Consider the following 24902-nt stretch of genomic DNA (forward strand, 5'->3'; position numbering starts at 1 on the left):
AAGTAAAGCAACGATGGGTAGCATTGATGCAGCCCTCAAGCCACGGCTTCGGCTTCGGACTCCCAAAGAGTACGCGGGATGGGTCCTCAGCATTCTCGTCGGCATCGGGATCCTCACCTCCGTCCTGACCAACCCCAACTTCAAGTGGGGTGTGGTTGCCCAGTACTTCACGCATGAATCCATCCTCCGCGGGCTGATGCTCACGATCTTCCTCACCGTTGCGAGCATGACCCTGGGAACGTTGCTGGGGCTGGGCCTGGCGATCATGCGCTCCTCGCACGTGAAGCCGGTTTCCATCGCCGCGAGTATCTACATCACCCTGTTCCGGGGCACCCCGGTCCTGGTGCAGCTGATCTTCTGGTTCAACATCTCGGCCCTGTACCCGAACCTGACGATCGGGATCCCGTTCACGGACATCGGCACCGCGATTGACATGAACGCCCTGATGGCACCCATCACCGCGGCCCTGGTCGGCCTGACCCTGAACGAGGCCGCCTATATGGCCGAGATCATCCGCGGCGGGTTCTCCTCGGTCGGCAAGGGCCAGCTCGAGGCCGCCGACTCCCTGGGCATGAGCTCCGGCACCAGGATGCGCAAGGTCATCATCCCCCAGGCGATGCCCTCGATCATCCCCGCCACCGGTAATCAGGTGATCGGCATGTTCAAGGGAACCTCCCTGGTCAGTGTGCTCGGTGTTGCCGAACTGCTCCAAAGCGCCCAGCTGATCTACGCCCGCACCTACGAGACCATCCCGCTGCTGCTCGTTGCCAGTCTCTGGTACCTCGTGATGACCCTGCTGCTGAGCTACCCGCAGTCCAAGCTCGAACAGAAATACTCCCGCGCAACCTCCCGGCTTCCCCGGAAAGCGAAAAAAGTTGTGCTGGCCGACCCGGAAGGTAACCTCCGATGAGCACCGACGGCACGATACTTGCCCGGAAGATCCGAAAGTCCTTCGGACCCAAAACAGTCCTCAAAGACATCGACCTGGAGATCGCCAGCGGAGAGATCTGCTGCATCATCGGGCCCAGCGGCTCCGGTAAATCCACGATCCTGCGCTGCATCAACGGCCTGGAAACCGTGGACTCCGGGGTCCTGAAAGTCAACGGCGAAGACTTCGGCTACTACGAAACCGACACCGCCTACCACGCCCTGCCGCCGAAGAAACTCGCCCAGCAGCGCACCAGGGTCGGCATGGTCTTCCAGTCATTCAACCTCTTCCCGAACATGACAGCGAACGAAAACGTCATGTCCGGACCGGTCCTGGTCAAAGGCCAGGACAAAAAACAAGCCATGAAGCAGGCCCACGAACTGCTCGCCAGTGTCGGCCTGGCCCGGTTCGGGGACTACTACCCCGCCCAACTCTCCGGCGGGCAGCAGCAACGCGTCGCGATCGCCCGGTCCCTGGCCATGGACCCCGAGATCATGCTCTTCGACGAACCGACCTCCGCCCTGGACCCCGAAAAGGTCGGTGAAGTCCTCGCCGTCATGAAACAGCTCGCCAAAAAAGGCATGACCATGGTCGTGGTCACCCACGAAATGGGCTTCGCCCGCGAAGTCGCCGACTCGCTGATCTTCATGGACGACGGCTACGTCGTAGAACGCGGCGACGCCCGCGAAGTCCTCTCCAACCCCAAGGAAGCCCGCACCCAGGCCTTCCTCGAACAGGTGCTCTAACCATGGACGGAAAACTCGCAGTCATCGGCCTGGGCAGCATCGGATCCATGGCCCTCTGGCAGGCCTCCCGCCTGACCGGTTCCGTCACCGGATTCGAAGCACATGCACCCGCCCACGCCCGCAGCGCCGTTGGCGGGGACACCCGGCTCTTCCGCATGCTTTACCGCGGTGTGCCTGACTTCTACCCCATCCTGGAGCGCTCACGCACGCTCTGGGCCGAGCTCGAAGCCGAGACCGGACAGAACATCCTCACCCGCTGCGGCGGACTCTCCATCGGATCCGCCGATGGGCCCTACATCCCGGCCCTGCTGGAAACCACCAGGATCAACGGCGCGGACCACGAAATCCTCAGCCGAGAAGAGATGGCCGAACGCTACCCGCAGCACAACCTCCGCCCGGACGACGTCGCCGTCTACGACCCCCACGCCGGCGCCCTGCGCACCGACCGCGCGGTCACGGCGGCGGTGGCCGCCGCCCAGGCCAACGGTGCGACCGTCCACAGCAACACCCCGATCGACAGCATCACCGAAACCGCCGACGGCGTCGCCATCACTTCCGGCGAGAAGTCCTGGACCTTTGAGAACGTCATCGTCGCTTCCGGCGGGTGGTCCCAGCGGCTGATGCCCGACTACCTGAAGGCAGCAACCCAAACCAAACGGGTCTTCCTGACCTGGTTCGTCGCCCGGGATGCATCGGAGTTCTCGCCGGAGAAGTTTCCCGTCTTCATCCGAATCTCCGGGGACCGCTCCATGTACGGCGCACCGGCCGTCGACGGCGTGACGGTTAAGGCAACCCTTGACGGACGGGGAGGACCAACACCTCAGGCGGATTCAGTCCCCCGGGACCTGACATCCGCGGAAATCTCGGAAACCATGGAGACGGTCACCGAATTCTTCCCAGGGCTGTTCCCCAACATCGTCCGCTCGGATGCCTTCCCGGACCTTTTCACCTCTGATGGGAAGCCTCTGCTCGGACACCTGAACGACGAGAGCAGAATCTACGTCGCCACGGGCTTCTCCGGCCAGGGCTTCAAAATGGCCACCGGCTACGGCGAAATCGCCGCGCTCGAAGCCCTGGGCAAGCGAAACTTCGACGGCCTCGATTTTGCGCGACCCCGACGCTTCAAGTCGAGCTAACAGAAGCACTCACCTTTCCGATTCCCTCAACATCGCCTATTGTTGACAATCTACACTCTCTAAGAAAGTATGAAGCCCATGGCAACTCTCAGCCCCCTCCTCAAGCAGGCCACTCCGGTCGTCGTTGACCACGCTCTCGGCAGCTGGATCCACGCGACCGACGGCAAAAAGTACCTCGATTTCACCACCGGAATCGGTGTTACCAGCACAGGTCACTGCCACCCCGACGTCGTAGCGGCAGCACGCGAGCAGGTGGGCAAGATTGTCCATGCCCAGTACACCACCGTGATGCACAAGCCCCTGCTTGAGCTCACCGAGAAACTGGGAGATTTCCTGCCCTCGGGGCTGGACAGCGTCTTCTACGCCACGTCCGGCTCCGAGGCAGTGGAGGCTTCGGTCCGCCTGGCCCGCATGGCCACCGGCCGGCCCAACATCATCTCCTTCCACGGCGGCTTCCACGGCCGGACCGTGGGCGCCGCGTCGCTCACCACCGCCGGCACGAAGTTCCGCTCAGGCTTCTCCCCGCTCATGGGCGGGGTGCACATCGCTCCCTTCCCGCACAGCTACCGGTACGGCTGGGATGAGGAAACCGCCGTCGCCTTCGCCCTGAAGGAACTGGACCACCTCCTCCTCACCATCAGCAGCCCAAGCGACACGGCCGGTTTCATCATCGAACCCGTCCTGGGCGACGGCGGCTACATCCCCACTCCCACGGCCTTCCTCCAGGGCCTGCGGGAACGCGCCGACCGGCACGGCATCGTGCTCATCCTGGACGAAGTCCAGGCCGGCGTCGGCCGGACCGGCAAGTTCTGGGGTCACGACTGGGCAGGGATCAGCCCTGACGTGGTCATCACCGCCAAGGGACTCGCCAGCGGCTTCCCCATCTCAGCCATCGCCGCCTCCACCGAGCTGATGGGCAAAGCCTGGGCAGGTTCACAGGGCGGTACCTACGGCGGAAACGCCGTCGCAGCTGCAGCCGGCGTCGCAACCCTGGGCGTCATCGAACGCGAGGACCTGGTTCAGAATGCGCTGCTCCGAGGAGACGAGCTGCGCGCAGGACTGGATAAGCTCAAAACAGAATTCACCGGCATCGGCAACGTCCGCGGCCGCGGCCTCATGCAGGGCGTCGAATTCACCGCTGAGGACAACACCCCGGACGCCGGAACCGCTTTGGCTGTCCAGCAGGCCGCTGTCAAGGAAGAGCTCCTCCTTCTCACCTGCGGCCCCAACGGCAACGTGGTCCGCATCATCCCGGCGCTCAACGTCAGCAGCGACGAGATCCAGGCTGGGCTGACCAGGTTCACCCAAGCGCTGAAGACAGCCACCTCCTAATCTCCCCCACGATCCTTGAAAGCGTGCCATGAGCTCTTCATTTGACCCAAATACCCTTCACACTGACCTGTTCATCGACGGTGCCTGGCGGAAGGCCGCAAGCGGCGCCACGTTCCCAGTCGAGAATCCGGCCACCCATGAGGTCATCGCCCACGTCGCCGATGGCGGCCCCGAGGAAGCCCGCGCAGCCATCGAGGCCGCCGGGCGGGCCCAGGCACAGTGGGGAAAGTCCACTCCCCGCGAACGGGCCGACATCCTGCGACGCGCCTTTGAACTGGTCATTGCCAACACCGACCGGCTCGCGGCAATCATGACCGCGGAGATGGGCAAGCCCCTGGCCGAAGCGAAGGGTGAGGTGGCCTACGGCGCCGAAATGCTCCGCTGGTTCTCCGAAGAAGCCGTCCGCATTAGCGGAGACCACGCCACCTCCGTTGATGGCAACACCCGGATCATGATCACCAAGGAACCGGTAGGTCCGTGCGTGCTCGTCACCCCGTGGAACTTCCCACTGGCCATGGGTGCCCGCAAGATCGCGCCAGCCGTCGCGGCCGGCTGCACCATGGTCTTCAAGCCCGCGGAGCTCACACCGCTGACATCCCTCGCCCTGGTGCAGATCTTCCGGGAGGCAGGCCTACCTGACGGCGTTCTGAACGTCGTCACCACCTCCAGCGCCGCCAGCGTCGTTGGAACCTGGACCAGCAGCGGCATTGCCCGCAAGATCAGCTTCACCGGCTCCACCGAGGTGGGCAAGATCCTGCTGCGCCAGGCGGCCGAGAACGTCATGCGCTCCTCGATGGAACTGGGCGGAAACGCCCCCTTCATCGTCCTGGCCGACGCAGACATCGAAAAGGCAGTCGACGGAGCCATGAAGGCCAAAATGCGCAACATGGGCGAGGCCTGCACCGCGGCCAACCGCTTCTTCGTGCACCGCTCCGTCGTCGGGGAATTCAGCGAGAAGTTCGCCAAGAAGATCTCCGAACTGCAGGTAGGCAACGGCGCCCTGGAAGGAACCGAAGTCGGCCCCCTGATCGAACAGAAGGGCCTGGACAAAGTTGAAAGCCTGGTGGCCGACGCGGTGTCCAAGGGTGCACGCATCCTGACCGGCGGAAGCCGCCCCGAGGGCCCGGGATACTTCTACACCCCCACCGTCCTGACCGACGTGCCCCTGGACGCTGATCTGATGAGCACCGAGATCTTCGGACCGGTAGCAGCCATCACCCCGTTCGACAGCGAGGACGAAGTCCTTCGCCTCGCCAATGACACCGAGTGGGGCCTCGTTGGCTACGTCTTCACCGAGAACATGGACAAGGCCCTGCGCTTCTCCACGGAACTGGAAGTAGGCATGGTCGGACTGAACACCGGCCTTGTTTCCAATCCTGCAGCACCGTTCGGCGGTATCAAGCAGTCCGGGCTGGGACGCGAAGGCGGCAAGATCGGCATCGAAGAATTCCTCGAGACCAAGTACACCGCAATAGCGGTCTAGAGTGCAGCAAGCCGAAAAATGAAAATGAGGGGGATGTCAATGGCGGCACCAGAAGGACTGTTTGTCCTGGAAGGAAGACCCACGGCGCAGCTGATCGCCGATCAGCTGCGGGAGCAAATCGTCCAGGGGACGTTCCGCCCTGGACAGCAGATCAATGAATCTGCAGTGGCCGCGCAGTTGCGTACGTCCAGGGGCCCGCTCAGGGAAGCACTGCAGCGCCTGTGCCAGGAGGGTCTCCTGATCAGCCACCGTAACCGAGGAGTCTTCGTCCTGGAGCTTTCGACTGCCGACATCAAGGAGATCTACGCCGTCCGCGAGGCGGTGGAACTGGCCGCGTCCAACACCTTGATGGACGCGGGGCAGGACCAGATCAAGGACACCTGCCGGGTGCTGAAGGAAATCATCAGGGACATGGCGAAGCACGTTGCTGTGTCCGACTGGCAGGCGATTGCACGGTTGGACATGCAGTTCCACACATCCTTCGTTGCAGGAACGGGGAATACCCGCCTGATCCGCATTTACGAGACACTGGCAGCCGAATCGAGAATGTGTATCCTCAGCCTGGAAGTTGCCTATCCCCGCTTGGATGTACTGGTCCAGGAACACCAGAACCTGCTTGACCTGCTCGAGGCAGAAAACAGGGAAGGACTGCAGCAGGCCGTCAAACGCCACCTGCAAAAGGCTGTTGAGGATCTCACCCTCTCGACGCAGGACAACGAAATCCGCGCCTAGGGCCTTCCCGAGCACGATCCACAGAAGAGGTGGCGAGGTCCCCATGGGCCTGGCCACCTCTTCCGTCTACCTGCCCGGACGGGACGAAAGGAAACCGCAAAAAAATCTTCTGTAAATTGTCGATGATCTGCGATCTGAATGGTTCCATTATTAGGTAAGAACGTTAGGGCCGGTCTGCTCAGGAACCGGCTCCAGCACCACCCCCGCCCAGGGAAGCAGCGATGAAGACTCGTAGCAAAGTCCGGCGTGCAGTTGCAGGATTAGCAGTGCTGCTGGCACTCGGCGCGTGCGCCGGCTGCAGCAGTGATCCGGCACAGGAGGGCCCGAGCACCTCAAATTCGGCTGACATCTCCGAAGGAGTCCAGCCCCACGATGCCGCGGTCAAGCTCCTACCGCAGTCCTACAAGGACAAGGGCGAACTTACCGTGGCCATGGACCTTCACTACCCGCCCACCACGTTCCTCGCCGAGGACAACAGCACGCCGATCGGCCTGAACCCGGATATTGCCCGCCTGGTGGCCAAGAAGCTTGGGCTGAAGCTGAAGTTCGAGAACACCGTGTTTGACACGATCATTCCCGGCATTGACGGGGGCCGCTACGACTTCACTGTCACCACCATGTCTCCCACGCCCGAGCGGCTGAAGGTCCTGGATATGATCGACTACTTCAAAGCCGGCAATTCAGTGGCCGTGAGTGCGGGAAATCCGCTGAAGCTCACGAATGAGAGCCTGTGCGGTAAGAACATTGCCGTCACAGCCGGTTCGACGGGGCAGCTGAAGCGCCTCCCTGCCCTCTCGGAGCAAACCTGTACGTCCCAGGGGCAGCCAGCCATCAACCCCGTGACACTGCCCAACGTCCAGGACGCGCTGACCCAGCTGGCGTCAAAACGCATCGACGGCATCCTCTACGACACCACCTCCCTCGCGTGGGCCGCGAAGCAGCAGCCGGGCGCGTTCACCATACTCACCCCCCAGATCAACGTCGGATCCAGCGACGTTACGTCCATCGGCCTCAAGAAGGGCTCGGCCCTGACCCCCGCTCTTCAGGCTGCAGTCCAGTCGGTCCTGGACAGCCCCGAATACAAGAAGTCGCTCGCCAATTGGGGCCTCGGGGCGGGCGCCATCACAGAAGCAAAGCTCAACTAGGGGACACTGTGCTGAAATTCAAAGGCCACAGACGCGAAACGACCGCGGGCACGACAGACCCTGCACTCAAACCAAGGCTGCGGCGTCGAAGTACCTTCGAATACGCCGCCTGGATCGTATGCTGCTTGCTGGCCCTGGGCATCCTCATTTCCGTAGCAACCAATCCCAACTTCAAGTGGAGCGTGGTTGCCAGATACTTCACCCATGAAACCATCATCCGCGGCCTGATGCTCACCATCTTCCTGACGGTTGCCAGCATGATCCTCGGTACCCTCCTCGGTCTGGTGCTGGCGATCATGAGGTCCTCCAGCATCAAACCCATTGCAGTGACGGCAGGTGTCTACATCACGCTGTTCCGCGGCACACCGGTCCTGGTACAGCTGATCTTCTGGTTCAACATCGCCGCCCTGTACCCCACCCTGACCATCGGCATCCCCTTCACGGACCTCAGCACCGCAATCGACATCAACGCGCTGATGGCACCCATCACCGCAGCCCTGATCGGCCTCACCCTGAACGAGGCCGCCTACATGGCCGAGATCATCCGCGGCGGGTTCTCCTCCGTGGGCAAAGGCCAAATCGAGGCCGCCGACTCACTGGGAATGAGCGGCGCGATGAAGATGCGCAAAGTCATCATCCCCCAGGCGATGCCCTCGATCATTCCAGCGACAGGCAACCAGGTCATCGGCATGTTCAAGGAAACCTCCCTCGTCAGCGTGCTCGGGGTCGCGGAACTGCTCCAAAGTGCCCAGCTAATCTACGCCCGCACCTACGAGACCATCCCGCTGCTGATCGTTGCCAGCTTGTGGTACCTCGTGATGACCCTCGTCTTGAGCTACCCGCAGTCCCAGCTTGAGAAAAAATACTCCCGTACATCCTCCAGGCTTCCCCGGAAGGCGAAGGTTGTGCTGACAGCACCGGAAGGTATTGCCCGATGAGTGCCGACGGCACCATTCATGCCCGCGCCATCCGAAAGTCCTTCGGCCCCAAATTAGTCTTGAAAGACGTTGATCTTGACATCGCCAGCGGTGAAATGTGCTGCATCATCGGGCCCAGTGGGTCCGGTAAATCAACCCTCCTCCGCTGCATCAATGGCCTGGAGACCGTTGATTCAGGAGTTCTCAAAGTCAACGGCGAAGACCTCGGCTACTACGAGTCAGAAACCGCGTACCAGGCCCTCAGCAAGAAGGAAACCGCCCAACAACGCACCAGAATCGGCATGGTTTTCCAGCAATTCAACCTCTTTCCCAACATGACCGCCCGGGAGAACATCATGGCCGGTCCGGTCCTGGTCAAGAGTGCTGACAGGAAAGAGTCAGCCAAGCGGGCCCATGAGCTGCTGGAAAGCGTCGGCCTCAGTGGTTTCGGCGACTACTATCCCGCGCAGCTTTCCGGCGGCCAGCAGCAGCGCGTCGCAATCGCCCGTTCCCTGGCCATGGATCCGCAGATTATGCTCTTCGACGAGCCTACGAGCGCCCTGGATCCCGAAAAAGTCGGCGAAGTCCTCGCAGTCATGAAGCAGCTCGCCAAGAAGGGCATGACCATGGTGGTGGTCACCCACGAAATGGGCTTCGCCCGGGAGGTGTCCGACTCCCTTCTCTTCATGGACGAAGGCTTCGTCGTCGAACGCGGCGATGCACGGGCGGTCCTCGCCAATCCGAAAGAGCTCCGGACCAGGGCCTTTCTGGATAGGGTGCTCTGATGTTGAATGGAAAGCTGTTCATCATGGGCCTTGGTCGTTCCGCCTGCCTGAATTTTGTTTACGCCTACAAGAGGGAGATGAAGGGATGTCAATGACGGCACCGGAAGGACTGTTTGTGCTGGAGGGAAGGCCCACAGCTCAACTGATCGCAGATCAATTGCGGGAGCAAATCGTCCAGGGGGTCTTCCGCCCAGGACAGCAGATTAACGAATCAGTCCTCTCGGGCCAGCTGCGCACCTCCCGCGGTCCTGTCCGCGAGGCATTGCAGCGGCTGGCCCAGGAGGGGATCCTGGTGAGCCATCGCAACCGGGGGGTGTTCGTCCTGGAGCTATCAGCTGGCGACATCAAGGAGATTTACGCCGTCCGCGAGGCCGTCGAATCCACCGCCGCAAATACTCTGCTGGACGCCGGGAAAGAGCAGATCAACGACACCTGCCAAGTGCTGAAGGGGATCGTCAAAGACATGGCAAAGCAGGTCGCCGTGTCCGACTGGCAGGCAATTGCGCGGCTGGACATGGAATTCCACACCTCTTTCGTTGCCGGTGCAGGCAATACCCGCCTGATCCGGATCTACAAGACCCTCGCGGCAGAATCCAGGATGTGCATTCTCAATCTGGAAGTTTCCTATCCACGCGCGGACGTTCTGGTGGAGGAACACCAGAACCTTCTGGACCTCCTCGAAGCAGGGGACAGAAAAGGGCTGCTCAAGGCCATCAAGCAGCACATGCAAACGGCCGTTGAGGATCTCACCGCACCAACGCAAGCCAAAGAAAGCATTACCGGTGAAAACTCTCCCCGTGACGTGGACTAGAGCCCCCGGACAGTCTCTGCTGCATGCTGGAATCCGCACGCAAGCAAGAGTAGCGTCGTAAAGAACAGGGCGATGCCGGCAGAAGGATGACTTGATGGTCCGGGGCGCCCGGTTGGTTTTCATTAAGGGGCCGGGATGGCTGGATGGAACGCTGACACCGCTGCCGGACCTCTCGGGGCCGGGACGGTCACCCTCGTGGAAGGCACATCCTTCTGCATCTCCTTGCCAAACGGCGATATCCATCCCGAACATCCGCACGGTGTTTTCTACCAGGACACGCGCATCCTGTCCCGCTGGAACCTGACCGTCAACGGGCAACCCCTGGAACCGCTGGCAGCGCAGACGAAAGAGCCGTACAGGGCGCTGTTTGCCGGCCGCGTCACCCGCTCGGACGGGTATGCGGACAGCCCGGTGATAGTGGAGCGGCTGCGTGAAGTGGGCGCCGGGATCCAGGAGCAGGTCACTATTCGCAATCACTCGACCGAGCCGGCCACCTGCGTCATTTCCTTGAGGGCCGAAGCGGATTTCGCTGACCTTTTCGAGGTAAAAGAAGCACGGATCCCCCGGCGCTGGGACCAGACCAGGCACGTGGACGGTGATTCCCTGACCATCCGGGCTACGTGGCAGGATGTCCGGAAGGGCATCCTTGTCCAGGCGCCCGGAGCCGACGTCACTCAGGATGCCATGACCTACAGCGTGACTGTCGCACCACACAGCCAGTGGAGTACAGTCCTCACCGCCGTGCCGATCAACGAGGCGGCCAGCCCCCCGCCGCCGTCGTTCGTCCACACCGGGGGTGATGGCTTGTCCCCCAGGGACCGCCGCCGGCAAGAGTGGGTGGCGAAGATTCCGAAGCTACACATGGGCAACCAATCCATCGAACGGACGCTGCGTCGCAGCTACGATGACCTGGGCGCGCTTCGCATCGAGGATCCGAACCACCCTGAGCGTGTTGTGGTGGCCGCCGGCGCCCCGTGGTTCATGACCCTGTTCGGCAGGGACTCACTGTGGGCTTCAGAAATGTCCATGCCTGTGGACCCCTCACTGGCTCTCGGCACGCTCCAGACGTTGGCTGACCGCCAGGGAAGCGTGGTGGATCCGGTAAGCGAGGAAGAGCCGGGGAAAATCCTGCACGAGGTCAGGCTCGATGTCTCAAGCGGTCTTTCCCTTGGCGGTAAAAGCATCTACTACGGCAGCGCGGACGCCACTCCCCTTTTCGTGGCGGTACTTGGATCGGTGAGCCGCTGGGGCTTTGCTGCCGAGACCATCGCCGCGCTACTGCCCAATGCCGACCGTGCCCTCGACTGGATCCGCAACTATGGGGACAAGGACGGCGACGGCTTCGTCGAATATGAGCGCCTCAACCCCCGGGGGCTCATCAATCAGGGCTGGAAGGACTCCTGGGACGGCATCAATTTCGCCAACGGACGCATGGCCGAGCCGCCCATCGCGCTCTGCGAAGTGCAAGCCTACGTTTACGACGCATTCATGGCGCGCGCCTGGATAGCATACGACGCCGGCGACGCGCCTTTGGCGGCCCGACTTGCCGACGAGGCGGCCCAACTGAAGAAGCGGTTCAATGAGCAGTTCTGGCTGCCCGAGCGCGGCTACTACGCGATCGCACTGGACGGCAACAAACGGCCGGTCGACGCATGCGCCTCCAACATGGGCCACTGCCTGTGGGTGGGTCTGATTGATGAGGACAAGGCACCGCTGGTGGCCGAACGGTTGATGTCGCCGGAGATGTTCAGCGGTTGGGGCGTGCGCACCCTCGCCAGCGACATGGGCGCCTACAATCCGGCCAGCTACCACAACGGGTCGGTCTGGCCCCATGACAATGCGGTGATCGTGGCCGGCCTCATGCGCTACGGCTTCGTGGAGCAGGCGAAGCGGATCTCCACCGCCCTCCTGGAGGCGGCCGAATATTCGGGCGGGCGACTGCCGGAGCTGTTCTGCGGCTTCAGCCGGGAGCAGTTCGCTGAGCCAGTGCCCTATCCGACGGCGTGCTCCCCCCAGGCCTGGGCGGCGACCACCCCGATCCAGCTCGTGACAAGCCTCATGCGCTACGACACACACGTTTCCCGCGGCGGATTTTGGCTGGATCCAGTGCTCCCCGATTCCTACGGTGACCTGCACATCACCAACGCGCCCATGGCGGGCGGCCGGATCACCATAGACATCACCAATTCCGTACCCACAGTCCAGGGACTGCCCGACGGAATGGTTTTCCACCAGGGTCATCGACCATGGCTGGCTGAACTCGTGGAACAGGCGGGACTGCACCCGAAGGACTAGCCAGTGCTGCCGGCATCCTTCGCGGTGCTGACGAGGCTCAGGGCGTGCGGGGCCCGGGATTCGCTGGCCGGGGCGCTAACACTCGTGGCGGCTGCGGCCGCCTTCGGGCAAGGAACGGCCGCCGCCACCAGTTCCTTGCTGTGCCCGTGCCGGGGGTTGGCAAAGAAGGCGGCGTTTTGCGCGAGTTCCACCAATTCACCCTGATACAGCACTGCCACCCTGTGGCTCATGTACCGGATGACGTTCATGTCGTGCGAGATCATGATCAGGGAAAGCTGTCGGACCTTCTGCAGACCCAGCAGCAGATCCAGGACCTTGCGTTGCGTGACTGCGTCCAGGGCCGAGGTGGCCTCGTCGCAGATCAGCACCGCCGGTTCCAAAAGAAGTGCCCGGGCGATGGTGAGCCTTTGTAGCTGGCCCCCCGAGCACTGGCTCGGATACCTGTCCAGCAGCTCGGAGTCCAGTTCAACGTCCCGAACGGTCTGATCGACGCGCTTCCTGCGCTCGTCGGCCGTCCAGTTCCGCCTCCGCAGCAGCGGAGCCTCCAAGCTCGCGCGGAGGGTCATCCGCGGGTCGAAGGCACCGTGCGGTTCCTGGAAGACGAGCTGCACGTCCGTGTCCGCCGCAATGGTGGCAGCCCTGCCATGGTTTGCGCTATCCGCCCGGTCCTCGGTCCGGAGCAACCGGGTGATGCTGCCGCTGTCCGGGCTCTCGAGCCCGACAAGCAGCCTCGCCAAGGTGCTTTTCCCGGAACCGGACTGCCCCAGGACGCCGAGGATCTCGCCTTCCTGTAAATTGAGCGACACGTTCTCCAGCGCCGGCCTGGCGCCGCGCCCGGTGGAGGGGAACCGCTTGGTGACACCGTCCAGCGCCACAATCGTGCGGGACGGAGCCGGCGTGAGTGGCTGGCGCGCGAGGGCAGACGCCTCCAGCAGGTCCATTGTGCATTTGGTCCGGGGCGTGTCGAGGACGGTCCTGACGGGCCCCGCCTCCAAGACGCGTCCGGCGTCCATCACTACCACCCGGTCAGCGAATGCGGAGACGGTTGCCAGGTCGTGGGTGATGTAAAGGACCCCTAGCCCGTGGTGGTGCCTTTGGCTGTCGATCAGCTCCAGGATCTGCCGCTCCAGCACCTTGTCCAGGGCGGAGGTCGGTTCGTCCGCGAGCAGCATCTCCGGCTGGCCGGCCATGGCCAGCGCAAGCATCGCGCGCTGGGCCATGCCCCCCGAGAGCTGATGGGGATAGGCCCGGGCACACCGCGCCGGGTCGTCGAAGCCGGCGTCGGCAAGGAGCTCCAGCGCCTGTGCACTGGCAGTGCGTCCGCGCAGTCCGCGGTGAAGCTTCAGCGGTTCGGCCAGATGGCTGCCAATTGTCAGTCGCGGATTGAACATGCGCTTTGGCTGCTGGTACAGCATGCCCAGCCGTCCGCCGCGAATTCGGTTGAGCTGCCTGTCGCCGGCCCGCAGCAGGTCTGCCCCGCCCAGCCGGATTGCCCCGGACTCGACATGGAGCTGCGGCGGGAGAAGTCCCAGGACGGACAGCGCCGTCATCGTCTTGCCGCTTCCCGAGGACCCCACCAGGGCTACGAACTCGCCCGGCGCCACGGAAAGGCCGACGCCGGCGAGGACCGGCCGGCAGGGCGGCCCCTGCAGCGACGGAACCCTACCGGACGGCAGAAGTCGCCGTTCACCGGCGGATACCCCGCACGCGTCGGCGGCCGCTCCGCACGCCTCGGCGCCTGCCCCACGAACGGCCGGGGATGCCCGCTGGCCGACGCGCAGCCCCTCGATGAACAGCCCCTCAGACACTGGTGACCACCGCTGCAGGGGCGGCAGCCAGCAGCAGCCTGCTGCTGGACATGCTCGCGAGGTGCTGGCCGAGGAGGGTGACGCAGAGTGCCACCGTGAAGATCACCAAACCGGGGGCAAGGATGGTCATCGGCGACCTCACTGCGTATGGCTGCGCTGCGGCGAGCATCGACCCCCAATCGGACTGCGGGGGCTGCACTCCGAGACCCAGGTATGACAGGGCGCCCACGCTGATCAGAAACTGTCCGAACCGGAGTGTTGCCTGTCCGAGAAGGGGGCCGGCCAGATGGGGCAGGATGTGCCGCAGGACGATGAACCAGGGCGGGCAGCCCAGTACACGGGCAGCCTCGATGAAGCCGCGGGCCGAGACGTCGTAGGCGAGTGCCCTCGCCAGACGGGCGAAGGGTGTCCAGCCGGTCACTGTCAGGGCCAGCAGCAGCGACGGGTAGCCGGCACCCAGCGCGGCCACCAGGAACAGTGCCACCACCATCTCCGGCATTGCCAGGAGGACGTCGTTTGTGCGGGTGAAAAACTCGTCCAGCCAGCCCCGCCGTCGGGCACTGAGCACGCCGATCGCTGTGCCGATTGCCGCCGTAAGGACAGTGGCCAGGGCCGCGATGGTCAAGGAGAAGCGCCCGCCGTCGAGCAGGCGGCTCAAGGTGTCGCGGCCCAGATGGTCGGTGCCCAGCCAGTGGGCCACGCCGGGCGCGGCCAGCCGGGACGCGAGGTCCTGTTCTGCGGGCGGATACGGTGCGATCCAGCCGGCCAGGACCACGGAGAGCACGATGAGGGCCAGCGCGGAGGCAGCAACGCGCAAGTGTAAAGGCAGATTCAGCATGGATAGGTTACGCATGGCGCATCCTGACTTGGGGGTTGAGTAGTCCGTGGACCAGGTCCGCTGCTGTTGTCAGCAGCACGGCAAGCCCGACGACGAGCACCACCGCCCCTTGGGCCAGCGGAATGTCGCTGTTCAGGACGCCGTCGAAGAGCAGGCGTCCCATGCCCGGGATGGCGAAAATGACCTCGACGATGACGGATCCGCCCAGCAGGCCGGCGAACCACACCGCCACCAGGGTGGTCAGGGGCAGCAGGCCGTTGGGGATGACGTGCTTGCGCACGGTGTGGAAGTGGCTGAGTCCCCTGCCCCGCGCGGCAGCAACATGGTCGGCACCCAGGGCCTCGAGCATTCCCTCCCGGACGGCGGAAGTGAAATGGCTGGCCGGCCGCAAGGCGAGGACGGCCACGGGCAGAACTGCCGACGTCGGGCCTTCCCAGCCTGCCGAGGGCAGGACTGACAGCTCGAGCGCGAAGACCAGCACGAGCATCGGCGCGAGCCAGTATTCCGGCATGGCGATGAACGCCTGGCTGACCGCAGTGATGGCCTTGTCGGCCGCGCGTCCCTCGTTCAGTGCGGCCGCAACGCCCAGAAGCACAGAAATCAGTACCGCCACGGCCAGGGTCATGACCACCAGGCTGAGCGTGACCCAGAGGGCGGGCAGCACCTGGTCGGCCACCGGCGTGCGGCTGGTGTAGGACAGCCCCATGTCGCCGGTGGCAAGCCGCCCCAGCCAGCGCAGGTACTGCGACCACAGGGGATCCTGCAGTCCCAGCTGAAGGGCCAGGGAATCGACGGCGGAGTCCTCGATCGCCTCTCCGGCCACCCGGGAACGTATGATCTTCCGCACCGGGTCGCCCGGGGTCACGTAAGGGATAAGGAACACCACGAAAGACGCCAGAAGAACGGCGGTCACAAGGGCCGCCGATCTTCTGGCGAGGAACAGCATCATCGGGGAACCCGCTCGTGGGATTCCCTGCGGGGGAAGGCCATGGTCAGGATCCCGACTTGGCAGTATCCGCCCGGAGCACGTAACGGGACAGCGGGTCCTGGACGTGGGCCTGCAGATCGGTGCGGACGGCGTCGATTGCCTGCTCGTTGACGAGCCAAACGTTCACCGCCTGGTCCTGGAGGATTTGTCCGGCCTCGGCGTACAGCTTGTAACGCTCCTCGGCGCCGGCCGTCTTGGCGGCCTGGGCAACCTTCTTGTCGTACTCCTCGTTGCAGAAATGGCTGAGGTTGTAGCTGCCATCGCAGGTGTAGTCAGCGGTGAGGAAGCCGATGGGATCGGCGATGTCGATCAGGCGGTTACGCTGGCTCAGCACCATGTCATAGTTGCCGGACAGCAGGTCCGGTTCCACCGCAGCGTATTCCTTGGTCTGGATCTTCACAGGAACACCCACGGCCTTCAGGTTGTCCTGGATGACGGTGGCCACGTCCGCGAACTCCGCGCGTTCCACGATGGCCACGATCTCCAGCGGCCGGCTGGCGGTGTAGCCGGCGGAGGCAAGCAGCTTTTTGGCAGCCTCAACGTCCTGTTTGGGCGCCTCGGCACCTTCACTGGCCCAGGGCTCCGAGGGGGCGAACGGCCCGCTGGCCGCGACGGCCGCACCTTCATAAACGCTGGCGGCGAGGGCATCCAGATCGAGAGCCGCGCGGACCGCCTTGCGGAAGTCGACGTCGTCGAACGGAGCCTTTCCGTTGTTCATGTACAGCGTGGCGGTCCTCGGCGAATCGGCTTTGAGGACCTTGACGTTGGAGTCCGCTTCCAAGGCCGCAAGGCCGGAGACGGGAATGGAGAGGGACACGTCCGCTTCGCCCGTCTGGACCTGAGCCGTACGGGTGGCTCCGTCGGTGATGAACCGGATCTCCGCGCCGGCGAGCTGCACCTGCCCGCCCCAGTAGTTTTCGTTGCGGTCCAGGGTCAGGGACTGCTTCGGCTTCTCGGACACCGGTTTGAAGGGGCCGGTGCAGTGGCCGAAGGGATCGACTGTTTCGCCCTTGAATGCGGCCGGGGACAGCACGCCCGTGTTGACGCTCGCCAGTCGGTACGGAACCAGAGGGCTCTCGGTCGGGGTGGTCACGCGGACCGTGTGACCGTCGAGGGCCTTGACCGCGCTGACCACCTTGGGGCTGAAGGCGCGGGCCGGGACGTCGGCCTCGAGGACGTTCTGCAGGGAACCGACCACGGCATCGGCGGTCAGCGCGCTCCCGTCCTGGAACTTGACGCCCTCGCGGATCTTGAAGTCCCATTCAAGGGCGGAAACCTGCTTCCAGTCTGTTGCCAGGGAGGGCACGATCTTTCCCTGTGCCTCGTCATAGCGGGTCAGGGTCTCAAGGCAGCCGGACAGGGAGAGGATGTAGGCGGCGTCGCTCTCCAGTGCCCAGTCAGCTACCGGCGCCCGGAAGTTGTCGACGACGATCCGCTGGTCAAGGTCGGCCGCCTTGCTGGTGTTTCCTGCCGCGCCGCTGAAGCCGCAGCCGGACAGTGGGAGAAGCGCCGCGAGCCCCAGGGACACAAGCAGCGGGAAAGAATTGCGCAACGAAAACCACCTAGATTGAGCGCCTGTAAACGGGGCAGACGCATTGAAACGACAGGAGAAGACCATTGCAAAGTGTAGGCTAACCTAACTTCTTCACTCAAAACGGGCGCCCGGCCCGCGTCATAGACGAAACTGCCGATAGCCAGATAGCCAGATCGGGCCGGCCCGCGGAAACTAATCGCGTCTAAGGAAATGCATCCTCCCCTGGTATCCGTCCCCGTACTATCCCGACTCAATGCAGTACTGGAACGGGACCGGGTGGACGGCTCAAATCCAACCACGAGAGAATCCAGGCAAAGTCTGAGCTGTACGTCTACCCATGCGAATGGAAGATCGGTGACAGCGTGGTAACCTATGACACCCGCCATCCCGAAAGTGGCGCTATCGTCGGCGAATTCAGAAACGTCAACATGTTCGGCACATGGTTGTTCTTTGGAATAGGTTCGCTGTTCGCCCTTGTGGGCGCATCACTATTGGGCTCATCCCTCCGGCGGAAGGTTCGGCAGCAGCTGTAAAGGACCGAGGCCCCGTGGCCGTAGATCATCTTGCCGGCGAGCATGTAGATGAATTCGGTTCCGGGATGCTGGAAGAGCGGAAAACGTCGGAGGCATCAGTCAGCGTGACGAGGGTCGGCTCGAGTGCGTCAGTGCGCCCGTTGAGGGTCAGGCGGCGGCCCGCTCAGCGTCCGGGGCCTTCGGTGCGGTGCTGCCGCTGCACACAAGGGCGATCTCAAGGTCGGCCATGTCCAGCAAACGCCGCCCGCCGGTCAGCTCGTCCAGGATCCAGAACAGGCCGTGGTCCGGGACCCGCTCGGTCACGCGTCCGCGGTGAACGAGGGCACCCTTGTACCGCGCGACGATGAAATCCCCGGCAGCGAGTTCATGGCAGGTACCCACAACAGTTTCTACACTCATGGTCATGAGTCGCATCCTTTCCGAAGCGTTCCGCTCTCACAGAGTGCACGTTCAGGGTTGCACGAAAGTTTCCGCCGCATGATTTCTTCGTGCCCGGGCCCGGGCCGCGCAAACCCTAAGGAAGCTGATGGACGCCTGCAGCCCCGGGCATCAAACTTGTCTGATGGACGACACGGAAAAGCACGACACCATCGCCAAAGTCACTGACCGGCTCGCCGCACGCTATCCCGGCGCCCCCCGCTCCCGCGTAGCCCGGGTCGTCGCGGAGGAATACGAATCATTGGATGCCAGCAGGATCCGGACCTACATCCCGACCCTGGTCGAACACGGAGCCAAGAACAGACTCAAACGCGAGTTCGCCGCCGAATCCGCGGATATCTGACGTCCCCGAAGCCACGCGCCGGCAGGGTGAACTCCAGCTGGCTGGATGGGGTTCAGTCTCCGACGGCTTCGCGGCCGCGGCGCACGAGGAGCGGATCAGCGTCATGAACGACGGACATGTTCTTGTCGTCGTAGTCGAATTGGTTGAGGAAGAATCGGATGGCGTTGATTCGTCCCCGTTTCTTGTCGTTGGACTTGATGGTGATCCACGGCGCGTGATCGGTATCGGTGCGCAGGAACGTCTCTTCCTTGGCTTCCGTGTAGGCCTCCCACCGGTCCAGGGAGGCGAGGTCCACGGGCGAAAGCTTCCAGCGCCGCACCGGGTCGATCTGCCGGATTGCAAAGCGGGTGCGCTGCTCGTGGCGGGTCACTGAGAACCAGAACTTGTTCAGGTGGATCCCGGAGTCCACCAGCATCTTCTCAAAAACCGGCGCCTGCTCCATAAGGGTGCGATACTCCTCGTCGGTGCAGAAGCCCATGACCCGTTGGGATCCAGGTGTTCGGTGAATCGCTTGATCGTCCCGCCTTTGCCGGCGGCGTCGCGCCCCTCGAAAACGATCACGTTCTTGAGGCCGTGGTCCTGGCCCCAGTACTGGAACTTCAGTAGTTCGGCCTGCAGGCGGTATTTCTCGAGCTCCTATTCCTCCCGCGACATCCGCTCCTCGTACGGGTAGTCCTCGCGGCAGGTCTCCACCGCAGAGCCGCCGGGATCGATGAGTTCAGGGTCCTCACCCTGCCCGCCCGGAGTCCGGCCGAAACGCCCCGGTCACGACGGCGGGGTCCCAGCCGGTGTCCTCGAGGATGGGACGGACCGCCGCCAACAGCGCATAGTAGAGCACGCCCCGCCCGGTGGTCTGGGTGATGCACAGTGCGGCGAGACCCCCGCGCGGTGCACCCTCCGCGACCAGTGACCGGGTTACCGCGGGGGCGGGCATGCTAGTCCCCGGTCAGCTCCGAGTGGAGCTTCTGGACCCGGGCCTTGATGTCATCCCGGACCAGGCGCATGCGTTCCATGCCTTCAATGGCTCGGTCGGAGGGCTCGTCTGTTTCCCAGATCTCGAAGCGGGTGCCCTCGTGCGGTTCGAGCTTCGCTTCGGTGCCCAGGATGATGACGGCGTCCACGGTGTCCAGGACCTCGTCGGTGACGGGTTTGGGGTGTTCTCCGGTGATGTCGATGCCGAGTTCGGTCAGGGACTCCACGGCCTGCGGGTTGAGGGACCTGCCCGGTTTGGTGCCAGCGGAGTATACGGTGACGGCTCCGCCGGCGAGCTGCTTCATCAGTCCGGCGGCGAGCTGGGATTTGCCGCCGTTCTTGCTGCAGACGAAGAGCACGGCGGGGATCTTCTGGGCGTTGAACGTTTCCTGGGTCATGAATGCGTTGTTTCCTTTGTGAGTGAGTCGACCAGGGTTTTGACCCTGGCGTGGATCAGGTCGCGGATCCCCCGGACCGTGTCGAAGGGGGTAGTTCCGGGACAGGTCCGGGCCCATCTCGGACACTACAGTCACGACGGCGGGGTCGAGAATTCGGTTGCCGGCAGGGAAGCACTCCATTGCTCGGTCGGCGGGGGTCCTAGTTTATGCCGGAGCGGCCGTGGGCCAGGCCGGTAGGGAAACCGACCAGCACCGGTTCCGGCGCGCCGCAGCATCCCGCCTCCTCCGCGTCTGGAGTGGCCGCGGCAGATGCGGGGACGTCGCAGCTGGTGCCGGCGTCGGTGTTGCAGACGCCCGTCTCGGGGAGTTCGAGGTGGACGGTGTCCGCGGCTTCACGGTCTCCGGCGAGGGCGGCCACCACGGAACGGACCTGTTCGTAGCCGGTGGCCAGCAGGAAGGTCGGCGCCCGTCCGTAAGACTTCATGCCCACGATGTAGAAGTCCTTGTCCGGGTGAGCCAGGACCCTCGCGCCGTGCGGGGGGACGGTGCCGCAGGAGTGGAATTCGGGGTCGATCAGCGGGCCCAGCTCCCTGGGAGCTTCGACGGCGGGATCAAGTTCGAGGCGGAGTTCGCGCAGGATCTCCAGGTCCGGCCGGAAGCCGGTGCAGGGCACCACGACGTCGGCGTCCAAGGTGCGGCCGTCAACCGCTTCGACTGTCACGCCGGAAGCCAGTGCCTTGAGGGAAGCGATGCCGAAGCCGGTGTGCAGTTCGATGGTGTCTGCCTCGACGAGGCGGCGCAGTCGGGCACCGAGCTGGCCGCGGGCGGGCAGCCCGTCGGCGTCCCCGCCGCCGTAGACCTTCTCTGCGGACGCGCCGCGGACCGCCCACAGGATCCGGGTGTCCGGTTCTTCCTTGGCGAGATCGGCGAGGCTGATCAGAGTGTTGGCGGCGGAGTGGCCGGCGCCGACGACCAGGACACGGCGGCCGGCGAACGCTGCGCGGTCGCGGCCGGTGACGTCCGGGAGCGGGGCGGAGATCCGGTCGGCTGCGGCATCCTCGCCGATGGCGGCCAGGCCCGAGGTGCCGAGCGGGTTGCGGATAGACCACGTGCCGGAGGCGTCAATGACTCCGGCCACGGTGTGGTCGCGGGTTTCTCCGTCCTCATGCTGAACCCGGACGACGAAGGGTGCGGTGTCGCGGTTGCGGGTGTGGGTCTTGTCCATGCCCGTGCGGGTCACGGCGAGTACCTTGGCGCCGGTCTGCAACCGGGAAGCGATCTCGGGAAGGGCGGCCAGCGGTGTCAGGTACTGGTCGATGAGTTCCCCGCCGTAGGGAAGGGCCGTGGGCCGGGGTGATTCCCAGCCGGTTGTCTCGAGCAGGCGGACGGCGGCGGCGTCGATGTTGAACCGCCACGGGGAGAAGAGGCGGATATGGCGCCATTGCTCGATGGCGGCGCCCGCTGTGGGCCCGGCTTCGAGGATCAGGGGTTCGCGGCCGCGTTCGAGCAGGTGGGCGGCGGCGGCCAGACCCACGGGGCCGGCGCCGATCACAGCAACGGGAAGGTTCTTCGCTGAATCCATGGTTGTCCTCTGTTTCATCCGTAGGTTTGGCGGTTTTGGTGGGAGATGCCTGCCGGTCCCTTGTGGGGGCCGGCAGGCGGGAGGGTGTTAGCAGCAGTCCTGATCGTTGTCGCAGCAACCGTCGTCGCAGCATCCGGTGTTCATTCAGCTCACCTCCTCCCCTGTACTGGATTAGGCGTGGGTGGGTTCTTCCACCAAGGCGGTGGCGATGCTGTCCGCGTCGTCCAGGGCGGCCAGGTAACGTTCGGCGTCCAGGGCGGCGGCGCAGCCGGTGCCGGCGGCGGTGATGGCCTGGCGGTAGCGGTGGTCCACGGCGTCGCCGCACGCGAAGATTCCGGTCGCGGCCTTTTGGCGGGTTTCGCCGGTGCGGGTGTCCTTCAGCGTCACACCAGTGACCTTGCCGTCACCGTGGATGGCGCTGACGGCCGAGTGCCAGGCGAAGCTGATCTTCGGGTTGTCCTTGGCCCGCTGGGCCATGATCCGGGAAGCGCGCAACTCACCCTTGCGGACCACGACGGTCACGGACTTCCCGAAGCGGGTCAGGAAGGTCGCTTCCTCCATGGCCGAGTCCCCGCCTCCCACCACCACAATGTCCTGGTCGCGGAAGAAGAATCCGTCGCAGGTGGCGCACCAGGAGACGCCGTGGCCGCTGAACTTCTTCTCCTCAGCCAGGCCCAGTTCCTTGTATGCGGAGCCGGTGGCGAGGATGACAGCGGGCGCCTCGTGGATGTCGCCGGCACCGGTGACCACCCGCTTGAGGTGACCGGTCAGCTGAACCTCGGTGACGTCGTCGAACACCACCTGCGCGCCGAACCGTTCAGCCTGCTGCTGCAGGCCGTCCATGAGCTCGGGCCCCTGGATACCGCCGGGGAAGCCGGGAAAGTTCTCCACCTCGGTGGTGTTCATCAGCGCGCCGCCGGCAGTGACCGCCCCGGCCAGAACCAGGGGCTTCAGTCCGGCTCGGGCGGCATAGATGGCCGCGGTGTAGCCGGCGGGGCCGGACCCGATGATGATCAGCTGTTCGGTGCTTACTTCTTTGGTGCTCACGAAGATCTCTCCTGGTGTCCGGGACAGTTACTTGGCGGCGGGGCTGAGGGAAGCGATCAGGCCCTCGATGCGGGTCTTGATCTCGTCGCGGATCGGGCGGACGGCGTCGACGCCCTGGCCGGCAGGGTCCTCCAGGACCCAGTCCTCATAACGCTTGCCGGGGAAGTACGGGCACTCATCGCCGCAACCCATGGTGATCACCACGTCCGATTCCCTGACGGCCTCGGTGGTGAGGACCTTCGGGATCTCGGCGGACATGTCGATGCCGAGCTCGGCCATGGCCTCGACGGCGGCCGGGTTCACCTTGTCAGCGGGCTGGGATCCCGCGGAGCGGACCTCGATGCCGCCCTTCGAGAGGGTTGTCAGGAAGGCGGCGGCCATCTGGGAACGGCCGGCATTGTGGACGCAGACAAACAGGACGGAGGGCTTCTTGGCGGCTTCGGCGGTCACGGGTTTTCTCCTGGAATCAGTTACGTATGGATCGGTTTTTGATGAGGTCATTGTCCCCGCACTGAGCGACTAGACATTGATGCCTGTCGATGCATGCAGTATCGAACAACAAATCGACACTTGTCAATATTGGCGGGTTGTCGGGTTTTACGCGGCGTGCAGGCGGGGTGCGAGGCCGCTGATGCGGCGTGCGATGTCAGTGAAAGCGCCTTCGAAGGCGTCCTCGGTGTTCAGCCGGAGCGGATCCGGAACGGACCAGTGGATCCCGCCCAGGTCGCGGATTTCCTCGTGGGCGTTATCGCACACGGTCACAACGAAGTCTCCATCGTTCGCCACCTCATCCAGCCGGCGCGGCGGAACGTCCGCGAGAGCGACGCCGTGGCGGCGGGCAACATCAATGGCGCCCGGGTCGATGTGGTCCGCGGGATGCGTGCCCGCGGAGGTCGAGGGGATTTCGCTGACACAGTTCCAGAGTGCGACGGCCAGCTGGGACCGGGCGCTGTTCCGGGTGCAGACGAAGAGGACTCGGCGGGCTCCGTGTTCGCGGCCGGGAGCCAGTCCCTCCAACGCCCCCGCGGCGAGCCGGATGTAGCTGCGGCGCTTATCCGCCTCCGACCGGTGGCGCGTCGCCAGGCCCGCGCCTTCCAGCGCGCGCAGGTGGTGGGACAGCAGGTTTGACGGCATCCCGAGTTCGGCCTGCAGCTCCGTAGGGGAAAGGTCTCCCAGGGTCAGCAGGTCCACGATCCGCAGCCGCGCAGGATCCGCGAGGGCCGCATGCTTGGCGACCCGCGCCCGAAAGACTTCAACTGGGTCAGTATTCATTGGTTCAATTTTGACTGAGTAAATATCTTGAGTCAAGCTGTTGGCATGACTTCTCAACATCCGCCGCTGTGGCGCCGTGCCCTCGCCGAACTGCTCGGCACCAGTTTGCTCGTGATGATCGTTGTCGGTTCCGGGATCGCCGCCCAGCAGCTTTCCCCGAACGACGTCGGGCTGCAGCTGCTGCAGAACAGCACCGCCACCGTGCTGGGCCTGACAGTCCTGATCCTCGTGTTCGGTCCCGTCAGCGGCGCCCACTTCAACCCCGTGGTCTCGCTGGTGGACTTTGTGTTGGGCCGGCGCGGCGGTGCCGGACTGGCCCTGCCGGAACTGGGCACATACACCGTTGCGCAGATCGTGGGTGCCATCAGCGGCAGCGTCGTGGCGAACGCCATGTTTGAGGTGGGCACCTCCGTCTCGGTCAAGGACCGGGCATCGACGGGGCACCTGCTGGGCGAGGTCGTAGCGACCACCGGGCTCATCCTGCTGATCTTCGCCCTGGCCGCCACCAAACGGGGCGTCCTTGCAGCTCCCGCCGTGGGCGCCTACATTGGCGCCGCGTACTGGTTTACCTCCTCAACCTCGTTCGCGAATCCGGCGGTGACAGTCGGCCGCATCTTCAGTGACACCTTCGCCGGCATCGCCCCGGCGTCCGTTCCCGGCTTTGTCCTGGCGCAGCTCGTCGGCGCGGCTGCAGGACTTGGGCTCCTCGTAATCCTGTTCCCCTCCGCGGACCGCGCGGCGGACGACGTCGTTCTTCCGCGCAGCTCCGAAACGACCAGTTCATAGCCTTCGGCGGCACCCTGTCCGGCCGAGTCGAGCTCTTCGGCTTATACATTGAT

At 64.2% G+C, this 24902-nt stretch carries 25 protein-coding genes and 1 pseudogene; 14 read left to right on the forward strand and 12 right to left on the reverse strand.

The genetic code is table 11. The features are described 5' to 3' along the window. The first annotated feature begins 13 nt into the window (after positions 1-13). From AB0N24_RS15675 to AB0N24_RS15725, 11 genes are all read left to right on the forward strand, one after another. Positions 14-910, forward strand: a complete 897-nt coding sequence (locus tag AB0N24_RS15675) for an amino acid ABC transporter permease (RefSeq protein WP_364126010.1) — start codon at positions 14-16, stop codon at positions 908-910. Further along, complete coding sequence (locus AB0N24_RS15680; protein WP_364126013.1) at positions 907-1674, forward strand: amino acid ABC transporter ATP-binding protein; 768 nt, start codon at positions 907-909, stop codon at positions 1672-1674. Before AB0N24_RS15675 ends, AB0N24_RS15680 begins: the two co-directional genes overlap by 4 nt. 2 nt (positions 1675-1676) lie before the next feature. Continuing rightward, positions 1677-2810 carry an FAD-dependent oxidoreductase gene (locus AB0N24_RS15685; RefSeq protein ID WP_364126015.1) on the forward strand — a complete coding sequence of 378 codons (1134 nt, stop codon included), beginning with the start codon at positions 1677-1679 and terminating at the stop codon, positions 2808-2810. A gap of 78 nt (positions 2811-2888) precedes the next feature. After that, positions 2889-4142, forward strand: a complete 1254-nt coding sequence (locus AB0N24_RS15690) for an aspartate aminotransferase family protein (protein WP_364126018.1) — start codon at positions 2889-2891, stop codon at positions 4140-4142. Between the two features lie 28 nt (positions 4143-4170). Continuing rightward, the gene (locus AB0N24_RS15695; protein ID WP_364126020.1) at positions 4171-5625 is read left to right on the forward strand and encodes an NAD-dependent succinate-semialdehyde dehydrogenase; all 1455 of its coding nucleotides are present in this window, start codon (positions 4171-4173) and stop codon (positions 5623-5625) included. Positions 5626-5664: 39 nt separating this feature from the next. Continuing rightward, a complete protein-coding gene (locus AB0N24_RS15700) occupies positions 5665-6357 on the forward strand; it encodes a GntR family transcriptional regulator (RefSeq protein WP_364126023.1) in 693 nt (230 codons plus the stop codon). A gap of 221 nt (positions 6358-6578) precedes the next feature. Further along, the gene (locus AB0N24_RS15705) at positions 6579-7502 is read left to right on the forward strand and encodes an ABC transporter substrate-binding protein (protein ID WP_364126025.1); all 924 of its coding nucleotides are present in this window, start codon (positions 6579-6581) and stop codon (positions 7500-7502) included. A 125-nt stretch (positions 7503-7627) separates the two neighbouring features. Continuing rightward, positions 7628-8440 (forward strand): amino acid ABC transporter permease, encoded by an 813-nt coding sequence (locus AB0N24_RS15710; RefSeq protein WP_364126028.1) that lies wholly within the window; start codon positions 7628-7630, stop codon positions 8438-8440. Continuing rightward, positions 8437-9204: an amino acid ABC transporter ATP-binding protein gene (locus AB0N24_RS15715; RefSeq protein ID WP_364126031.1), complete on the forward strand. Its 768-nt coding sequence runs from the start codon at positions 8437-8439 to the stop codon at positions 9202-9204. The genes AB0N24_RS15710 and AB0N24_RS15715 overlap by 4 nt, the downstream gene beginning before the upstream one ends. Positions 9205-9295: 91 nt before the next feature. Further along, positions 9296-10015 carry a GntR family transcriptional regulator gene (locus AB0N24_RS15720; RefSeq protein ID WP_364126034.1) on the forward strand — a complete coding sequence of 240 codons (720 nt, stop codon included), beginning with the start codon at positions 9296-9298 and terminating at the stop codon, positions 10013-10015. A gap of 135 nt (positions 10016-10150) precedes the next feature. Continuing rightward, positions 10151-12310 (forward strand): glycogen debranching N-terminal domain-containing protein, encoded by a 2160-nt coding sequence (locus tag AB0N24_RS15725; protein ID WP_364126037.1) that lies wholly within the window; start codon positions 10151-10153, stop codon positions 12308-12310. On the opposite strand, the gene AB0N24_RS15730 is transcribed toward AB0N24_RS15725, so the two are convergent. From AB0N24_RS15730 to AB0N24_RS15745, 4 genes are read right to left on the reverse strand one after another with little or no spacing between them, the layout of a single operon-like run. Continuing rightward, positions 12307-14118 (reverse strand): ABC transporter ATP-binding protein, encoded by a 1812-nt coding sequence (locus AB0N24_RS15730; protein ID WP_364126040.1) that lies wholly within the window; start codon positions 14116-14118, stop codon positions 12307-12309. The genes AB0N24_RS15725 and AB0N24_RS15730 overlap by 4 nt on opposite strands. Continuing rightward, positions 14111-14956: an ABC transporter permease gene (locus AB0N24_RS15735; protein ID WP_364126137.1), complete on the reverse strand. Its 846-nt coding sequence runs from the start codon at positions 14954-14956 to the stop codon at positions 14111-14113. The genes AB0N24_RS15730 and AB0N24_RS15735 overlap by 8 nt, the downstream gene beginning before the upstream one ends. 7 nt (positions 14957-14963) lie before the next feature. Next, a complete protein-coding gene (locus tag AB0N24_RS15740) occupies positions 14964-15905 on the reverse strand; it encodes an ABC transporter permease (RefSeq protein ID WP_364126042.1) in 942 nt (313 codons plus the stop codon). A 43-nt stretch (positions 15906-15948) separates the two neighbouring features. Further along, positions 15949-17496 carry an ABC transporter substrate-binding protein gene (locus AB0N24_RS15745; RefSeq protein WP_364126045.1) on the reverse strand — a complete coding sequence of 516 codons (1548 nt, stop codon included), beginning with the start codon at positions 17494-17496 and terminating at the stop codon, positions 15949-15951. A gap of 196 nt (positions 17497-17692) precedes the next feature. Here AB0N24_RS15745 and AB0N24_RS15750 point away from each other — a divergent pair, with 196 nt between their 5' ends. Next, on the forward strand, positions 17693-17800 hold the full coding sequence (locus AB0N24_RS15750; protein WP_364126140.1) for a DUF2510 domain-containing protein: 108 nt from the start codon (positions 17693-17695) through the stop codon (positions 17798-17800). A gap of 358 nt (positions 17801-18158) precedes the next feature. On the opposite strand, the gene AB0N24_RS15755 is transcribed toward AB0N24_RS15750, so the two are convergent. Next, positions 18159-18410, reverse strand: coding sequence for a hypothetical protein (locus tag AB0N24_RS15755; RefSeq protein ID WP_364126047.1), 252 nt, complete (start codon positions 18408-18410; stop codon positions 18159-18161). A 163-nt stretch (positions 18411-18573) separates the two neighbouring features. Between AB0N24_RS15755 and AB0N24_RS15760 the strand changes: the two genes are divergently transcribed. Further along, positions 18574-18792: a three-helix bundle dimerization domain-containing protein gene (locus AB0N24_RS15760; protein ID WP_364126049.1), complete on the forward strand. Its 219-nt coding sequence runs from the start codon at positions 18574-18576 to the stop codon at positions 18790-18792. Between the two features lie 52 nt (positions 18793-18844). Here the strand turns inward: AB0N24_RS15760 and AB0N24_RS15765 are convergent. The 7 genes and pseudogenes from AB0N24_RS15765 to AB0N24_RS15795 form a co-directional block, all read right to left on the reverse strand. Beyond that, positions 18845-19518 (reverse strand): annotated as a pseudogene (locus AB0N24_RS15765) (polyphosphate kinase 2); the annotation flags it as partial. A gap of 1 nt (position 19519) precedes the next feature. Beyond that, positions 19520-19726, reverse strand: coding sequence for a hypothetical protein (locus AB0N24_RS15770; RefSeq protein ID WP_364126051.1), 207 nt, complete (start codon positions 19724-19726; stop codon positions 19520-19522). A gap of 1 nt (position 19727) precedes the next feature. Continuing rightward, entirely contained in the window at positions 19728-20162 is a 435-nt protein-coding gene (locus AB0N24_RS15775; protein ID WP_364126052.1) for a low molecular weight phosphatase family protein, read from the reverse strand. Positions 20163-20361: 199 nt separating this feature from the next. Continuing rightward, the gene (locus tag AB0N24_RS15780; RefSeq protein ID WP_364126054.1) at positions 20362-21744 is read right to left on the reverse strand and encodes an FAD-dependent oxidoreductase; all 1383 of its coding nucleotides are present in this window, start codon (positions 21742-21744) and stop codon (positions 20362-20364) included. A gap of 171 nt (positions 21745-21915) precedes the next feature. Further along, the gene (locus AB0N24_RS15785) at positions 21916-22791 is read right to left on the reverse strand and encodes an FAD-dependent oxidoreductase (protein ID WP_364126057.1); all 876 of its coding nucleotides are present in this window, start codon (positions 22789-22791) and stop codon (positions 21916-21918) included. Positions 22792-22818: 27 nt separating this feature from the next. Next, positions 22819-23241: an arsenate reductase ArsC gene (locus AB0N24_RS15790; protein ID WP_364126060.1), complete on the reverse strand. Its 423-nt coding sequence runs from the start codon at positions 23239-23241 to the stop codon at positions 22819-22821. Positions 23242-23388: 147 nt separating this feature from the next. Further along, on the reverse strand, positions 23389-24063 hold the full coding sequence (locus AB0N24_RS15795) for a helix-turn-helix domain-containing protein (protein ID WP_364126063.1): 675 nt from the start codon (positions 24061-24063) through the stop codon (positions 23389-23391). Positions 24064-24108: 45 nt separating this feature from the next. Between AB0N24_RS15795 and AB0N24_RS15800 the strand changes: the two genes are divergently transcribed. After that, positions 24109-24849, forward strand: a complete 741-nt coding sequence (locus tag AB0N24_RS15800) for an MIP/aquaporin family protein (protein ID WP_364126066.1) — start codon at positions 24109-24111, stop codon at positions 24847-24849. Positions 24850-24902: the final 53 nt, after the last annotated feature.

The organism is Arthrobacter sp. NPDC093128 (assembly GCF_040683875.1).
Lineage (GTDB): Bacteria > Actinomycetota > Actinomycetes > Actinomycetales > Micrococcaceae > Arthrobacter.

What these genes read in the sequence shown, in the direction of transcription:
- AB0N24_RS15675 (WP_364126010.1), top strand. Translation starts at nt 14, where the DNA reads ATGGGTAGCATTGATGCAGCCCTCAAGCCACGGCTTCGGCTTCGGACT.
- AB0N24_RS15680 (WP_364126013.1), top strand. Translation starts at nt 907, where the DNA reads ATGAGCACCGACGGCACGATACTTGCCCGGAAGATCCGAAAGTCCTTC.
- AB0N24_RS15685 (WP_364126015.1), top strand. Translation starts at nt 1,677, where the DNA reads ATGGACGGAAAACTCGCAGTCATCGGCCTGGGCAGCATCGGATCCATG.
- AB0N24_RS15690 (WP_364126018.1), top strand. Translation starts at nt 2,889, where the DNA reads ATGGCAACTCTCAGCCCCCTCCTCAAGCAGGCCACTCCGGTCGTCGTT.
- AB0N24_RS15695 (WP_364126020.1), top strand. Translation starts at nt 4,171, where the DNA reads ATGAGCTCTTCATTTGACCCAAATACCCTTCACACTGACCTGTTCATC.
- AB0N24_RS15700 (WP_364126023.1), top strand. Translation starts at nt 5,665, where the DNA reads ATGGCGGCACCAGAAGGACTGTTTGTCCTGGAAGGAAGACCCACGGCG.
- AB0N24_RS15705 (WP_364126025.1), top strand. Translation starts at nt 6,579, where the DNA reads ATGAAGACTCGTAGCAAAGTCCGGCGTGCAGTTGCAGGATTAGCAGTG.
- AB0N24_RS15715 (WP_364126031.1), top strand. Translation starts at nt 8,437, where the DNA reads ATGAGTGCCGACGGCACCATTCATGCCCGCGCCATCCGAAAGTCCTTC.
- AB0N24_RS15720 (WP_364126034.1), top strand. Translation starts at nt 9,296, where the DNA reads ATGACGGCACCGGAAGGACTGTTTGTGCTGGAGGGAAGGCCCACAGCT.
- AB0N24_RS15725 (WP_364126037.1), top strand. Translation starts at nt 10,151, where the DNA reads ATGGCTGGATGGAACGCTGACACCGCTGCCGGACCTCTCGGGGCCGGG.
- AB0N24_RS15735 (WP_364126137.1), bottom strand. Translation starts at nt 14,956, where the DNA reads ATGCTGAATCTGCCTTTACACTTGCGCGTTGCTGCCTCCGCGCTGGCC.
- AB0N24_RS15740 (WP_364126042.1), bottom strand. Translation starts at nt 15,905, where the DNA reads ATGATGCTGTTCCTCGCCAGAAGATCGGCGGCCCTTGTGACCGCCGTT.
- AB0N24_RS15755 (WP_364126047.1), bottom strand. Translation starts at nt 18,410, where the DNA reads ATGAGTGTAGAAACTGTTGTGGGTACCTGCCATGAACTCGCTGCCGGG.
- AB0N24_RS15760 (WP_364126049.1), top strand. Translation starts at nt 18,574, where the DNA reads ATGGACGACACGGAAAAGCACGACACCATCGCCAAAGTCACTGACCGG.
- AB0N24_RS15770 (WP_364126051.1), bottom strand. Translation starts at nt 19,726, where the DNA reads ATGCCCGCCCCCGCGGTAACCCGGTCACTGGTCGCGGAGGGTGCACCG.
- AB0N24_RS15775 (WP_364126052.1), bottom strand. Translation starts at nt 20,162, where the DNA reads ATGACCCAGGAAACGTTCAACGCCCAGAAGATCCCCGCCGTGCTCTTC.
- AB0N24_RS15780 (WP_364126054.1), bottom strand. Translation starts at nt 21,744, where the DNA reads ATGGATTCAGCGAAGAACCTTCCCGTTGCTGTGATCGGCGCCGGCCCC.
- AB0N24_RS15795 (WP_364126063.1), bottom strand. Translation starts at nt 24,063, where the DNA reads ATGAATACTGACCCAGTTGAAGTCTTTCGGGCGCGGGTCGCCAAGCAT.
- AB0N24_RS15800 (WP_364126066.1), top strand. Translation starts at nt 24,109, where the DNA reads ATGACTTCTCAACATCCGCCGCTGTGGCGCCGTGCCCTCGCCGAACTG.